At 36.8% G+C, this 16,643-nt stretch carries 8 protein-coding genes; 4 read left to right on the plus strand and 4 right to left on the minus strand.

The features are described 5' to 3' along the window. Positions 1–24: 24 nt before the first annotated feature. Complete coding sequence (locus ACQKL0_RS01625; RefSeq protein WP_427685866.1) at positions 25–2,175, minus strand: PA14 domain-containing protein; 2,151 nt, start codon at positions 2,173–2,175, stop codon at positions 25–27. 318 nt (positions 2,176–2,493) lie between these two features. Between ACQKL0_RS01625 and ACQKL0_RS01630 the strand changes: the two genes are divergently transcribed. The 4 genes from ACQKL0_RS01630 to ACQKL0_RS01645 all read left to right on the plus strand — a co-directional run bounded on the left by ACQKL0_RS01630 (position 2,494) and on the right by ACQKL0_RS01645 (position 9,108). Next, positions 2,494–4,635, plus strand: a complete 2,142-nt coding sequence (locus ACQKL0_RS01630; protein WP_427685867.1) for a S8 family serine peptidase — start codon at positions 2,494–2,496, stop codon at positions 4,633–4,635. Positions 4,636–4,821: 186 nt separating this feature from the next. Continuing rightward, positions 4,822–6,093 (plus strand): LysM peptidoglycan-binding domain-containing protein, encoded by a 1,272-nt coding sequence (locus ACQKL0_RS01635; RefSeq protein WP_427685869.1) that lies wholly within the window; start codon positions 4,822–4,824, stop codon positions 6,091–6,093. Between the two features lie 102 nt (positions 6,094–6,195). After that, a complete protein-coding gene (locus ACQKL0_RS01640) occupies positions 6,196–7,980 on the plus strand; it encodes a M14 family zinc carboxypeptidase (RefSeq protein ID WP_427685871.1) in 1,785 nt (594 codons plus the stop codon). 201 nt (positions 7,981–8,181) lie between these two features. Further along, entirely contained in the window at positions 8,182–9,108 is a 927-nt protein-coding gene (locus ACQKL0_RS01645; RefSeq protein WP_427685873.1) for an LCP family protein, read from the plus strand. 1,221 nt (positions 9,109–10,329) lie between these two features. On the opposite strand, the gene ACQKL0_RS01650 is transcribed toward ACQKL0_RS01645, so the two are convergent. The 3 genes from ACQKL0_RS01650 to ACQKL0_RS01660 are packed head-to-tail and all read right to left on the minus strand — an operon-like array spanning position 10,330 to position 16,544. Then, positions 10,330–12,441 (minus strand): DUF6270 domain-containing protein, encoded by a 2,112-nt coding sequence (locus ACQKL0_RS01650; protein ID WP_427685875.1) that lies wholly within the window; start codon positions 12,439–12,441, stop codon positions 10,330–10,332. Positions 12,442–12,466: 25 nt separating this feature from the next. Beyond that, complete coding sequence (locus tag ACQKL0_RS01655) at positions 12,467–13,660, minus strand: glycosyltransferase family 4 protein (protein WP_427685877.1); 1,194 nt, start codon at positions 13,658–13,660, stop codon at positions 12,467–12,469. A 16-nt stretch (positions 13,661–13,676) separates the two neighbouring features. Beyond that, complete coding sequence (locus ACQKL0_RS01660; RefSeq protein WP_427685879.1) at positions 13,677–16,544, minus strand: CDP-glycerol glycerophosphotransferase family protein; 2,868 nt, start codon at positions 16,542–16,544, stop codon at positions 13,677–13,679. Positions 16,545–16,643 lie beyond the last annotated feature (99 nt).

A 16,643-nucleotide genomic window follows, 5' to 3' on the forward strand; every position in this document is an offset into this window, starting at 1 on the left:
GTACCGCCCGGGTACCTTTTTCGTTTATTTATAACTTGGAACATCATATAAGACCGTATAACTATTGAGTAGAGAATATAGCTTTGCGTAATTATCCGTTTGCTTAACCGCCCAGCCAATATCACTGGCATATTGATGGGTGGCATAGCCTTTCTCCACTAACTGATCTGGATTCCATCTCATTTTATAAAGCGTATCCTGACCAGCATAAATATAGTTTTCCGCCGCGAATTGCGCTCCTTCCACAATGGCCTTGCTTGGTGTTGTCCAGCCTTCATTGAATGCCCTTCTTGCACCGCACTCCAAAGCACAGCTATCATAGGCGCCAATTCCGTACATATTGTAGACCCTGGCTTCATAATCCTTCGCATCATCCGCCAATACAACAATCTCTTTTTCCTTATTGGCTGCATAAACGATGTTGCCTTTGCTATCCTTTTTCGTTTTCACTTTAATTCCCGTAGCCAGCCTTGAGGACCCTCTTCCCGTTTCAAGGTTAGCATGGGAGATGAGATAGATTTCGTTCACGCCATACTTGAATCCGGCCTCTAAAAATGAACTTGCTTGATTTTTCATGATCCCCTTATCTTGGAGGATTTTTTGATTGATTTCACTTTCATTCAGTGCAGAAAACATTGATAGTTTAGCAAATTGATAATAAGACGTATCTGATTTCGTAAAATTACTCGGATCCATATAATACTTCGTATCAGCTTGGGAAGCACTAACCCATCCCGTTGCTATCTTATAATATTTCTTCTTATCGATCGTTTTATTGTCTTGGATCGTCACCTTCGCGTTCTTCGATAACGAACCTAATTTCCTGGAGTCGATTGTAATGATGTTTACCTTTTCCTTCGTTGTCCCGCTCGTCTTCGTCGAGGCAAGTTTCACACTGCTTGCAGGAATGAATGCTTCATATTTTTTATCCGTTTGCGGGTTAGTCGACATTTGCTTCGACAAGGCCGAAGCAAAGGTCACATTATACCCCGTCTCAGCTGCCCTGGTTATATTCGTTTCCTCTTTTAAATCAACCTTAACTTTAGCAAACCCCGTATTGTCATAGTACTCCACTTTGATGACATGAATGCCTGCATCCAATTTCATCTCTATGTTAAAAGGATGTGTTCCATTTTTCCATTGATCTACTTTTTTCGTTCCATCTACATATACCCGTATCCCGTCATTAGCACCGCCTGATAAGATATACGTACCCGTGCTCGTCAGCTTTGTCCGTTTCTCGAATATCGCTGAAAAATGATTCGTCGGGATTCCAGTGGCTGGCTTTTTCGTGCCCCAATCATAATCCAATGTAGCGGCACTTTGATAGACCTTGTTCCCCGTCAAGTCCTGGTTACCATATAAGGTCACTGCCCATCTTTCTAACGGTGTAACCTTTTCCAATTCCTTAAGATCGACTTGTAATTGCGCACTGCCACTCTTATTATAGTATTCTACTTTTATCGTATGAGTCCCTTTTTTCAACGTAAGGTTCTTTTCGAAGTTGCGCGTGCCGTCCTTCCATTCGTTCACTTTCCTTACTCCATCCACATAAATGCGGATGCCATCATTCGCTTTCCCCATCAATACGTATTTCGTATTTTTTTTCACGACCACTTTCTTTTGATAGATGGCCGAGTATGTACCTTTTGCTATTTTACCGACGGGTACTTTTGAACCCCAAGAAAATTTCAGATTACTAGCCGTGGTACTTACTGGTGTTCCCGTGAAGTTAGAACTTGGAAAAAACAAGCCTGTCCATTTGTCTGTTGGAATGGTCTCCGGTACCTTTTCAACGTCGGAATTCAAGTAGGCACTGCCCTTTTGATCATAATATTGCACTTCCACCTTATGATTTCCTTTTGCCAACATAAGGTCCTTCTTAAATGAATGAGACCCCTCTTTCCAATAGTCTACTTTTTTCTTACCATTTACATAGACTCTGACACCATCATTCGCTTTTCCGGAGATACGGTATTTCGCGCCCTCTTTGACCGTAAGCGTTTTCGTCAACTTAGCGGAAAATATATTGACCGGAATCTTTGCTGCCGGGGATTTAGTGCCCCAGGCAAAATTGATATCACTTACCGTCTTTTTGACGGCGGTTCCTTTGAAGTCAAGTTTCGGATAATACATTACGCTCCATTTACCACTGCTGGCCTCAGCAGTCGTCACTGGAAGTCCTCCACTTGAAAATAACACCAATCCTAAGGTAACTACGCCAACCATTAACCACTTCGTTTTGATAATTAACTCACCCCTAGTCCAATTTTATCGATATACTGTTAATAATATCGCATATATACATAAATTGTTAATAAAAATGAGTAATTTTAGCATAAAATAAGGTACTAACGACCTAGGTTAAATCACTCACAGACATTTTTAGAGGTGATTCGACATACTTCTTAAAAGGAAAATACTAGGTTACCCTTCAATCCATGATACTATTTAGATATGAATCTTCTAGAACAACTCAGGAGGAATATGTTAATGAAAAAATGCATTCCCATGCTCTTTATCCTTCTATTCTTTTCGACGGACTGGTCACATGCCTATGGCTCCGAAATGAATGCGAAGCCGAATGATAAACATTCCACGACAATCTATCAAACTGAACAACTAATCATTAAGTTCGATAAGGAGACTACCTATAACGTAAAAGAATCCATATTACAGAGCATTCAAGCAAAAGAACTCCAAACCGTCCAAGATGGAAACTTCACCCTCATTTCCCTCCATGAAGGAATGGATAGGCAAGAGGCTATCAGCTCTCTTAAAAAGTGGGATGAGGTAGAGGTGGTAGAGCCCAACTATAAAGTGAGGACGAGCTATATTCCTACAGATTCGGGTAACTCCAAACAATGGTACGCAAAGAAAATAAATATGGATACAGCGTGGGACCTCACCAAAGGATCGCCAGACATTAAAGTGGCCGTCATTGATGCTGGCATCCAAGCCACTCATCCTGAACTGAAAGACCACATCATCTATCCATTCAATGCTGTTACCGGGAGCCACAAAACGCTCCCTTCGAATGACCACGGTACCCATGTTGCCGGCATTATCGGTGCTTCCCTAAATGGAAAGGGAATCGCTGGAATCGCTCCCAACGTCAAGATTATTCCGGTCAACGTATTCAGTGAAAATGAGGCGGATATTTTCACGATTATCGATGGAATCGATTACGCGGTTAAATCAGGGGCCGATATCATCAATCTGAGCCTGACAATGGAAGATTATACAGAGGTATTGGATGACTCCATACAGAGCGCGTGGAAGAAAGGGATTCTCATCGTGGCTGCAGCCGGCAACGAGGACACAAAGACCGAACAGTATCCGGCTGCTTTAGATCATGTATTAGGCGTCAGCGCCACAACAAAACAAGATAAGAAAGCTGATTTCTCCAACTATGGTACATCTATCGATTTAGCTGCACCTGGTCTGGATATCTACTCCACTGTTCCTTGGAATTCCTATGATGTCATGAGCGGGACATCCATGGCTGCTCCAGTAGTCAGTGGCGTTTCTGCATTGGTTTTATCAAAGAACCCATTTCTCACTCCAACAGAAGTGATGGATATCTTACAAACATCCAGTAAGGACCTTGGAGTAATGGGCCGAGATGATTTCTATGGATATGGCCGTGTCGATGCCTATAACGCATTGACCCATACTCCGGCACCGTTATCAAAGCTGACGACATCCAGCCAAACACTGATCGAAGACGGAACGAATTCCCTTTCCCTTTCCCTTTCGTTCAAGGCAAAAAAGGGAACGAGTATATCCATTTTCATTCATGATGCCAACAATAAACCCATCCGGAAACTTGTGACGAATAAAAAGTCGGACGGGCAGGCCTTTTCAACGAAGTGGGACGGGAAATTGGATAATGGCTCCTATGCTCCTTCCGGGAAAGTGAAAGTCACTGTGAAGATTTCCAACAAGAAACATAGTGTTTCCAAAAGCACGTATGTCATGGTAAAAGAAGATGTAACACCTGAGCTTACTTTCAATCAGAAATCAATTAGTTATTCCCCACTTGGAGGCGATCAATTGGAAGTTCCTTTTCATCTGAACAAGGTTGCTGTATTAACATCAACTCTAGTGGATAGCACCGGTTTGAAAATAGATACCCTATCAAAATCCAAGACTTTCAAAGGTGGGAAGAACACACTTTTCTGGGATGGAAAAACTAATAGCAATAAGCAGGCGAAGGATGGGATTTATTCGCTCCAAGCTTCACTACTTGATACGGATAAACATAAAGGAAAAAAGAAGATACTTAAGGTAGTCGTGGATACTAAAGCCCCTAAAGCAACCATGAAAAATTCAAGCACAGTTTTAAAAGTGACTGGGGCTTCTACAATCACCACAACCATCACCAAGAATGAATCGGTTGCTTCTACTATTTCCATTATCAATTCAAAAGGTGACACTATAAAAAAACTAGAGGCGTTGCGGCATTATCAAAAAGGAAGTCATACAATTACCTGGGATGGAAAGATATCCAATAATGTCTATACAAAAGAAGGAACCTATCAGTTTAAAGGAAAGTTATCCGACACAGCTGGAAACACCCGCATATTAACAAGCACCCCTTTTAAAGTTGTCGACAAAAGAAAAGGAAAGTGAGTGAGACACAACTCCCTTGTTGAAAAAACACTCACAATATAGGAGAAAAAGACAGAGATCACAACTATTTTACAACACAATAAAACAGTTATTTTATACCATTTTATCCATGTAATATAAATGTAATATATTTTATTCCATTTAGTTTGTTAGAATAGGGAAAAAGATATGTAGAGGTGGAAATACGTGAAAAAGAGTATCGTTGCAATTTCGACATTAGCCGTCCTATCTTCGACTTTTGTTTCTCCGGCCCTTGCCAACTCATATACAGTAAAAAGCGGTGATACCTTAAGCAAAATCGCCCAAAAACACAAGACGACCGTAAAAGAGTTAAAACTACTTAATAACTTACAATCAGATATGTTAAAGATTAATCAAAAGATTATTACGTCTAAATCTCAAACAACAACAACTAAAACAAAAGCTACAACATCGTCAGTGTCTGTAGAAAAAACAAAAAACTCCACTTATACCATCGTTCCTGGGGATACGTTAACAAAAATCGCTAACAAACATAATCTTACACTCGCTGAGTTAAAAAACCTAAACAACCTGAAATCTGATATGATATATGCCGGTAATAAACTGATTGTTTCTAGCTCTAAAACAACCACCACCATTGATTTACCGAGCAGTGCCAAGCCAGCGAATATCTCAACACCTAAAGTCAATCTCACTTCGAATACATACATCATTGTAAAGGGCGACACTCTATCAAAAATCGCCAACAAGCATAATCTTACACTTGCTGAATTAAAAAAACTAAATAACCTGAAATCCGACTTGATATATGCCGGTAATAAGCTGATTGTTTCTAGCTCTAAAACGACCACCACCATTGATTTACCCAGCAGTGCCAAGCCAGCGAATATCTCAACACCTAAAGTCAATCTCACTTCGAATACATATATCGTTGTAAAGGGCGACACTCTATCAAAAATCGCTAAACAGTCAAACATATCAGTAGCTGAACTTAAATCATACAATTCCTTAACCTCCGACATCATTAGAATCGGTCAGAAATTATCCCTGGTTAAATCGGTAACTCCAGCTTCTACAGTGGGAACTCCTGAAAAAGTGACATACTCAAATAACAAAGTGAATACACTCATTTCTGAAGCAAAAAAGTTAATCGGCACCCCTTATTCCTGGGCAGGAGCATCCCCTTCTGGATTTGACTGCAGTGGATTCATTTACTACACATTTAAAAAAGCAGGCTATGAAATATCCAGACTTTCATCTTCCACCTATTATGATATGGGCAAAAAAGTGTCTTCGCCAAAAGCAGGCGACCTCGTTTTCTTTGCAACTGGATCAAGTAAATCCATCGTCAGTCACATGGGTATCTATTTAGGAAATGGACAATTCATCCATGCTTCTTCAAGCAATGGAATAGAAATTAACAATGTTTCAAACTCCTATTACAAAAGCAAACTTATAGGCTACAGAAGTTTATAGCCCCTTTTTGCCAGACTATAATTTAAATAGTCTGGTATTTTTATGATTTTTTGCATATTTTTATGATACTATAGGTAATATTAACCATAAAGGTGGCGTATCATGAACAAATTTCATATATTTCTACTGTATCTCCTCTTACTATTTGGGACTTTCGCATTTTCCGAAACTACTTACGCACAATCATCTATTGTTAACCCTAACAAAACCTACTCTTATGCCAACATGCAAAAAGATATTAAGAAACTAGAAAAGGTGTATCCTGGTCTCATCAAACAAGAAATCATCGGGAAATCCGAGTATGGCCGGAACATTTATGCAGTCTCTCTTGGAAAAGGAGAATCCACGGTCTTCATCAATGGGTCCCACCATGCCCGTGAGTGGATTACAACCAACCTTACTATGAATATGATAGATAAATATGCAGCAGCCTATAAAAGCAACACCGGCATCAACGGCTATAATGTCAAAAAGATCCTGAATGATACAACGATTTGGTTCGTGCCAATGGTCAACCCGGATGGAGTGACCTTACAGCAATCCGGCCTGAAAAGCTTTCCAGCCAAGGATCATGCAAGAATCCTTAAAATGAATGGTGGCAGCAATAACTTCAAACGCTGGAAAGCCAACGGAAAAGGCGTCGATTTAAACCGCCAATATAGTCCGAACTGGAAAAACCTTGGCGGTCCTAAGGTGCCCTACTATAAAAATTACAATGGACCAAAGGTGGCGGCCGCATCCGAAACGAAAGCCATCCTTTCCTTTATTGATAAAATCGATTCAGAAATCGCGATTTCCTACCATTCGAGTGGACAAATCATCTTCTGGAAGTATCAGCAAACGGGAAGTCGCTATACACAAGACGCCCATTATGCAAGCAAACTGAGTAAAATCACCGGCTATAGCCTGGTTAAATCAAAATCATTCGGTGGTGGCTTCAGTGACTGGTTCTCTACTTTAGAAAAGAAACCAGCCTTCACCATCGAGGTATCTCCTGCTGTTGGGGAAACACATGTCCCTCTTAGGAATTACGCCAAAATATGGAGTCAAAATGCAAGCATTGGTCTTTATACAGCACAAGAAGGATTCAAGCTTTACGATACTCGCAACAATGCAGCTAGCGATAAAGTGACCACGCAAATCAAAACATACAATAAGACAGCCGCTAGACTGAAAAACTATTACTCTACCGACATTACAAGCGAAAGTAAATTAAAAGTGTCCAGGGCACATCTGTCCCTATATAACAAGACGAATAAAGAAATTAAAAAACAAGAAAAGGCAATCGCCAAGCTTCCCGCTAAATATCGTACAAAGCCAAATGCAGCCTTAAAAACGACCAAATCATATCGTGATAACTCTCTGGCCTTTATGAAAGCTATTCAAGCTGGAGACGACCTTATTAAAACAAATAAGAAATTAAAGGATTACCTAACAGCAGGAAAACTAAATAGTGCAACATTTACTACCTATGATAAATTGGTCAAACAGACCATCACTACCGAAAATAAAATCAAAATAATGTTCAGTAAGAGTGTTCAAAAATTGGCCACACTCAAATATGTCACTCCTTCTAGAACCAACAAGAAAAATACAGACTATGATATAGCAAGATATGAATTATTATTGGATATGGAAGAACAAGTCGATAATAGACAATACGATGAAGTGAAAAAAAATATTACGAAATATAAAAAATTAAAGTCTACCCACTCCTACAAAAAACTAGAGACGATGTTCAAAAATCGGCTAAGAGCAATTGAAGATCAGCTTCATCTGCTAGAACCAGATGTCCCGACAGTACCTGAACAGCCTACGCCACTTGAAGACCCGGAAGTTCCGGCCCCAGATCCTGAAGTGCCAAAAGACGGCTCAGACGCTAAATAAGAATATCCACCAATCCCAGTGAGCGAAGGAATCTTTGTCATGTAGATTCCCTCGCTTTTTCTATTTGAAAAGGTAAATATGTACTGCATGTACAAAAAGAAACTATTCTTTTTTTAGTAAAAAAAAGGTATATTAGACATACCATCTAGGTATTTTTTCACACTTTTCCATTTAAGTGGAATGGCTCGAGGAGGAACGCAAATGAGATCAGAACGTAAAAAGAAGAAGAGAAAACATAAATCATTAAAAGTAGTGGGAGTCATCCTTCTTATTCTTTTCATTGGTGGAGGAGCTTATGCAACATCTATATATCAGTCCCTATTAGGAACCATAAATACTATGCAGGGTACCGAGCATAAAACAGATAAACGCGTCGAAGATATAACGTTTAAAAACAAGGATCCCTTTTCATTACTGATACTAGGAGTAGATGAAAGGAAGAATGATAGTGGGCGTTCAGACACGATGATTGTCATGACAGTAAACCCTAAAAAAGAATCGGTTCAATTGTTAAGCATCCCCCGGGATACGCGTACAGAAATTATCGGGAGAGGCACGACGGAAAAAATGAACCATGCTTATGCATACGGTGGGGTTACCATGTCTATCAATACGGTCGAAGCCTATTTAGATATACCAATAGATTATTACGTAAAAATGAATATGAAAGGCTTCCAGGACATTGTTAACGCTGTTGGCGGCATCACAGTCAATAATGATATGAATCTCAACTATAAAAATTACAGCTTTGCAAAAGGAACAATTGATTTAGATGGTAAAGAAGCTTTGATATATTCCCGCATTAGAAAAGAAGATCCTCGCGGTGATTTCGGTCGACAAATGAGACAGCGACAAGTGATACAAGCGGTCATTAAAGAAGGCGCAAGCTTGTCCACTTTGACCAACTATGATGATATCCTTAAAGCCATCGGGAAAAATGTAGAAACTAATTTAACATTCAATGAAATGTTAAGCATTCAGAAAAACTACAAGTCTTCCCTCAATAATATTGAACAATTTACACTTGCAGGAGAGAACCAACGAGTTGATGGACTTTGGTATAACATTGTATCCGATGAAACAAAAACCGAAGCACAATATCGTTTGAAGATGCATCTTGGCATATAAGGAAATGAGGGAGCCGCTCCCTCATTTTCCAAACAACAAGCTCAGGTAAGACTTCCCCTAATTTAATCAAACGTTTGATTAAATCATTAAGGCCTTCAATCATTCTTTATTTGGATTCTATAGGATAGTAACGGCTAATAATCGACATTCTATAGGCATCCTCCTAATCCAAAGTATGTAGTGGTAGTTCTTTTCTTCTTAGTACCCTCCCTTCTCGCTTTAGACATGAAGAAATATGGACAAATTAAAGGTGTCTATCTAATTCCTGAAACGGAAGAAGAATTCACTTTAATTCCTTTTGAATTAACTCTGCCACATACCGGTAAAGGAGATAACTAGCTATTACCCTTGAAATCCTTGGAGGTTAAAGGAGTTCAAGCCCAAAAAACGGCAACCTAAAAACCCCTAAGTATTCTTAATTCATAACTGTTGAACCTTTATGATCGATTCCATAAAAGGGGCTCTCTTATAACCTTAAAATAAAAACAGGTGAAGAAAAAAGATTCGTTTTTCTTTACCTGTTTTTTTATTTTTATAATAATTTACTGAAAGTAGCTGACGCAAGCCAGCTATCTTCAGTAAATTATGTGCCATGGCTACGATGCCAAACTCCGTTTGGACTTTCGCTAAGCCACGAAGCGAAAAGGGAAGGACCTATTGCCCTTGATATGACCAAAAACACTCTCTACCTCGATTTTTCGTCAAGCCTAAATTTGTTCATTCAATTCAGACCAAAGGTTCACTTTTATTTTCGCTTTTAGTTCTTCATAAACTGGATTAACATGCACTAGGAGATTTCCTGCCGCCTTTGTACATTGCAATTTTAATGGTCAATCCGTACAATCCTCACATTCATAAATTTTAAAGTCACGTGTGAATCCATTTTTATCCGTACGGGTCGAGGGAAATGATTTATATTACATAGCAAGGTTTAAAGATGGAGGGAAAATGCGAATTAGAAAGCCCCCTTCTGGGATTTCTCTTATATTGTAAACGGTGAAAAATATTGAATACTATTAGCTGGTTTGACTGATTAATATTATCAATAATTTTATTCAAGTTAGAACGTTAGAATATTTTTCATGACGAACTATAGAACGTTTACCCCGTATCCAGAAAAATCAAATAGCCTGAGTCCTTATGATTCTATGACTCAGGCTGAACAAATTATTGCTCTTTTAACCCATTGAAGGGGCTCACTCAACAAAGACGATAGCTATATTACACCAACAGTTCCTTTCCTTGTTGGTGTCTCTCAATTTGTAGATCTTTCATTACAAGCTTATTCAATCTATTCATGAACTCTTTGTAATAACCTGACTGATAGTGGGAGAACGTATTCCCGAATGGATGATCATGTTGTCCTATATACTTTGTATCTTTTAAGCTAATTACCTTACAGCCCGGAATACATTGTAAGAACCAAGAATTAAGCTTATCCCAGAAATAATTGTTTCTTTGTATGATATTCTCCCGTGGGTACTTCTTGATGAATCCATCTGCATCAACATATTTGGAAGTGAAGCCTCCAACGTTAAGGATGATTCGATCTTCAGGAAGGTACTCCTTAATCCTTTTCGCAAATTGAAGCATGGCTTCCTTCCATAAGTCAAAGTAGGCTTCATTATTGTCATGTGTAACGACTTCATAATTCATGAATTCCTTAAAGTACTTGCTTTGTCTTAAAGCAAGACTTGCACTAACGTATGTGTCATCATTTATTTTAATTAGGTCTCGTGCAGCATCCGCATATAAATCGATGATCAAGTAATCCGGATTCATTTCGCTTACCTGATCAAAGAAGTTCTTCTCAAAGTCATTTTGAATAAAGTACTTGTTGTAAGCTGTTACATCATTCATCTTATCAATATCTATTTCCCTAGGGGAAGAAACCATGCTAACAATAGATGAATGGAATTGTGTCAACACGCAACTGTAATTCTTCTTATAACCTGGATTAAAATAACTTGTCGAATTGAAAGGATTTCGACTAAAACATGAGCCTAATACCGCAACTTTCACTGCATCATGTTGATGTTTATTAGAGTCTATGAAATAGAATGAGAAATGACCTTGTCCGTTTACATAAGGTTTAAACTTAAAGGATGGATTCGTACTCATGATTTCGTACGAATATTTCTCTTTTTTTAGTTTTTCAGAAGGATTTACAATTACATCCGTGATTCTACCATCCAACGTAGTTAAACGTACAAACATATCCCATACATCTCCATGACGAATCACTTCTTCGTTTAGAAGCTCTGACATTGATAATTCTGCTTGAAAAAGACCGTTTAATAATGGGATTTCAATTGCTTTTTCTATATAATATATATTTTCTTTCCCAACCGTATACCGCTTTTTGAAAACTATATACGATTCGAATTCATTAAAATTCCAGATATCATATTCATGAGAATAAATTGTCCCGGTAAGCTGTAGACTATTATTTTCAAATTTGAGCTGTGAAAGGTTTACTTTTAATTCGTTTTTTCTTATAAATAGGGAAATGGAATTCTTACCAGTAACATATGGCTTAACTCTATATAAATCATTATGTGCAAACTTAAAATAATTGAAATTAAAAAGTCCTTTATTTCCGCTTGAGCATATCAAAGGAGACTCAACTATTAACCCATCTTTACTTCTCACTTCGATAAATAGGTCCCATATAATATTCTTATTCAAGTTATAGTTCTCAAATATATCATTAATATTTAGAGAGAAATTTAATGTGCTTACTTCTGAAAGAGATTCAAACACCATAGATTCGTAATACTCGAAAAGCCGTTCTTGCTCTCTTTTTTTAATCTTTAATAGAATGGAATAGCAGTTCCAATCCTTATAATTCGAAATGGCTGAATTGCTCAACTGAACTGATAAATTAAAGACACCCTCATCAAAAGTGGCATGACCAATAGTTGCTGTTATTTCATTTTTTAATATATATATTGATATGCCGTTTTCCCCAGTAATGTATGGTTTTACTTTAAACAGCTTATTATCTAAGCTTACATAGTCACTTCTGTCTAAAGTTAATGAAGTATTTGCTTCCAGCTTGAAATAACTATCCCCAGCCAACAAAAAAAAGTCCCAAATCATTCCGTTATCTAGGGAAATTCCTTGTAGTAAATCATTCATATCTTTATGAAAATTAAATTCACTACCGTTAATCATGAGCGGAAATGTATATTCTTCTGGATATTCTAATCCATGTTCTATTTCTCTTCTTCTAATACAAAGGAAATAGTTATCTTCTAATGTAGCTCCTGCTTTACCATACAGGGATAATACCCCATTGCTGTATCCCAAATTAGTTATTAACACACTCATATTATCCTCCTTAAGAATACTTTGTTTAAACTAACGAATTTACTGGTTGATTATTCTTTTGGTATGGATTTTCGTTGATTGTCTCTTCCCATATTTTGCCAATATTTTCTATTTCATATCGCTTAACATTCTCAATAGCATTTTTCGCAAAATATTTCCTTTTCTCTGCGTTATCCATTAGCTCCATTAAGGACTCTGCAAATTTCTCAACATTTCCATCTTCTACAAGAATCCCATCTTCATTTTGAGTTATGATTTCACTCGGTCCCTTCGGACAATCAAAGCTCACTACTGGCACACCACATTGCATAGCCTCTACTATGACCATTCCAAACCCTTCAAACCTAGAGCTTAATGCATAAATAGAAGCTTTAGACAGTTCTATATCAATATGCTGGGTTGATCCCATTAATATTACATGATTATAAAGTTTATACTTTGTAATTAGATCTAAAAGATTGTTTTTCTCACGGCCATCTCCAAAAATTTTCAGCTTCCAATCTGGATATTTTTGATTTACTATTTTGAATGCCTCAATTAATAAATCGAATCCTTTTTGTGGCACTAAACGACCAGCTGCAATGATAGTCTTGGAATTCAAAGGAGATATCACACCTTGCAAATTTGGAATAGAGTTGGTGATTTTCTTTACTTTCACCTTTCTACCTTTTAGAAGTTGTGTGTAATCCATGGTATCCTCATCTGTTAATGTGGCCAAATAATCTAGATTACCATAATGTTTCAAAATAGATTTCTTCATTTTTTCAGGATAGATGGAGAAATTTAAATGCTCTTGTCCAATAATACGAACATCTTTATTCGCATATTTACTAGCAAAGATGTTGAAGCTTGGTCTTGTGGTGACTAAAATCCCTGAATTAATCGTTTTTATAAAGTTATACAACTTTATATCTGTCAGTAACGAAAAGAAATGATACCCCTCGTCATCAGAATGAATAAGTCTGCTTTTCATTTCACCTAACTTATTAGCTGTTTTTGTTTTCAAACTTGTATCATCTTTTCTTCTACTTGCTATATCGTGAAGGACAATAATTTTGATTCTGGGATCAATTTCAAAAAAGGGTACTTTACGAAATCGAAAGACACTAATGATTTCTACATCATAACCAGATTGAGCTAAATAGTTCGTCACATTTAGAACAGTCCGTACTGTGCCACCCATTCCATAAATATCAAACATTAAGAATCGAATTTTCACATCGATCTCTCCAATTCTATTCATTTTTAAATAAAGCTTCTACCGTTCTTTTAGAGGCTTTTCCGTCTTCTAAATGGCAGAATTTATCTCTGAAACTTTTGTATCTCTGATTATATAATGTCTCTAATTTGTTAACATTTTTAATTGCATGAAATAGCTGCTGTTCATTAAGGACAATCGGTCCTGGAGCTTCTGTCTGAAAGTCCATATAGAAACCACGGACCTGAGAACCGTAACGTGATAAATCATAGGTGAAGAAAATGATTGGTCTGTTTAAGTTTACAAAATCGAACATGACAGATGAATAATCTGTAATTAACAAGTCAGAAATTAAGTACAATTCTTGAATATCATCATAACTTGAAACATTGTAGATAATGTCTTCAAATTCTTCAATTTTAATACGTGTGGCATCCCGGTAATGTAAACGAAGCAGTAATACATATTCTTCTCCAAACTGTTCTTTGAAATTATTTAGGTTGAATTTAAATTCATATGGCTTATGTTGATTTCCGTTATGAAAATCATAGTCTCTCCATGTGGGAGCATACAGAATAACCTTTTTGCTTTTTGGAATATTAAGCATCTCTTTAATTTGCTCTTCTTTCCCTTCAAGGTTTGGCTTATAGAAAATATCATTACGAGGGTATCCAACATCTAACATCTGCTTTTCAAATTTGAACGCTCTCTTTAATATGGTAGAAGTGTACTCATTTGGTCCTATTAGATAATCCCACCTTGCATTTCGTCTACATATCTGAGGGGATGTGTTTTCTGCATATGATGGAGAGTTAGGGTCGATATCAAATCCGAGCTTTTTCAATGGTGTACCATGCCAAGTCTGTAGATGTACTGTCTCTTCTCTTTTTTCATAAAAGTCAGGGAAGTTTCCATTATTTACGAAATATTTAGAAGTAGCCATATAATAATAATATTTGAGGGAATGAGGTCGTACTAGAATTGGATTTCCAGGCACTTCTTGTTTAAGATTATTTAAGACCCATATAGGTTTTATATTACGTTTTTGCTCAAGCATTTCTTCGTAGATGGCTTTCGGACTACAAGAATAGCTTTTCCCATGAAAACTTTGGAAGACGACATTCTTCTTTTTAATAGGAAGAAATTTATTACAAGCCTTATAAAAGCGAAGTCCCCATTTAGTCAGAAGTTCTTTATACTTACTAGATTGTCTTAAATGATCCTCTAAGGTTACGATTACCTTAGTTGGGTCAATATTCATGGTAAATGGGATAATACCTAATTCGTGAAATATTTCACACTGAATTAAGTCAAAGTTTATATCCTTGAGCAAGGAATCGCTTAATTCTTTATGTCCTTGGTTAACTAAATCTACGGTTGCCCTAAATTGGAACTCAAGATTAGTTTTTCCCGTCTTTTCCGTTTGCCATGTAGTGGGTAAATTATATACTTTACCAAATTTACCTTTAATCATAAGTCTACCTGTAGTAACTGTAGGGAAGTAGAGATTAGGTGGTTGAATATTTAGCTTTCCAACTATAGAAAGAACCCCTTTTTCTATTGCAACTTTTTCAATGGACTTTACGGCAATAGGGTCTCTAGAAAATATAGAAACTTCTTCATGGAGGGTATAATAGGGCTTTATATCTAATATTTTTCCTTCTTTATTAGAAAACATCTGTTGTGGTATTGACACTAACTTTTGTTTATTCATAATGCCGTCCAAACGGGTCACTAAACGATACATTTGGCCTTCTATCAAAAGGTATAAGTCCCAAACTCCGGCTGTGAAAATACCCTTTTCTAAAAGTTCTTTTACTTTGAATGTATGAGTAAAACAAGATTGATAGATTTCAACAGCGAAATGGTATTCTTTATCAGACTGACGCTCCTTCACAACAATATTGGTGTTATTATAGGAAAATCTCTTTGCCTTATCACGTGAAATGACACTGCCTAACAAGATGATTTCTCCATTTTCAGAATATATTGCGTCAACTTCAGCCTGTAAGTTTTCTTTAGTCACTAATAAAGCAATTCTTTGAGAATTTTCATCTATATTAATATAAATATTCTTAATCCCGTCAGAAGACTGAAAAACGGCTGTTTTATTGAAATCTATGGCCGGTGAAATCAAAATCGGTAGAATCATCTCTTGATTTTTAAAGGTCATTTTAATATGGAGTTCTGTTGATTTTTCATCTAATAACTCATAAGAATTTTTGGAGAAGTCAAGATGGATATCGAACCCCGTCCAATCATACTTATTGTCTGTTCGTCCGAAAAATGTTGAAACATCCTGACGCACCACATTATAAATATCCATATTAATTTCATTATTCCCTGAACGAAGAATAAGCTGCTTCCGTACATCTTCAGACTTCTCTACACTCCAAGAGGGGACTAAAAAATATCCATTTAACATTAAACTTCCGTTTTCTTCAAGGACAATGTTTTCTATCTTAAGGATAGCTTTACTTTCCTCACATTTAAAAGATAAATTCCCCTTGATGGTAGAGTAAGGAACTAACGAAATATTTGAGTTTGTTAAATAAAAAGGGGGTAATTCAATGGATTCTGTAAGTTTATTTTTGACTCGAAATTTACTTACTCTTCCTTCTTTTTCATTTTGTAGATATGCATCCCAGATTCCCATTGTAAGGTAGTTAATATAATTATCTATAGAAATATCTATACTTAAAATATTAGTTTCTCCGTACTCATTTACTGGAAATTTCAAAATTTGTTGAGATGATCTCTCAATTAATGTGAAAAAATTTGTTCCTTCTTTTACTATTTCGTCTGTTTTCAATATGATGTTTAATATTTCACCTTGGTACTTGATATCAAACAAAGAACACTCTGACTGTTCCTTTGGAAGCCATAATAATTCTAAAACCTTCATGTTGCACCTCTCAATCAAAAAATATAATGAGTTTTTAACTCACAAGGTTCTGTTGTTTGTGAAAAAAATTTAAATGTTCACGTAGTATGAGTATAAAAA

The organism is Peribacillus sp. NPDC097264 (assembly GCF_050277925.1).
Taxonomy (GTDB): Bacteria; Bacillota; Bacilli; order Bacillales; family DSM-1321; genus Peribacillus.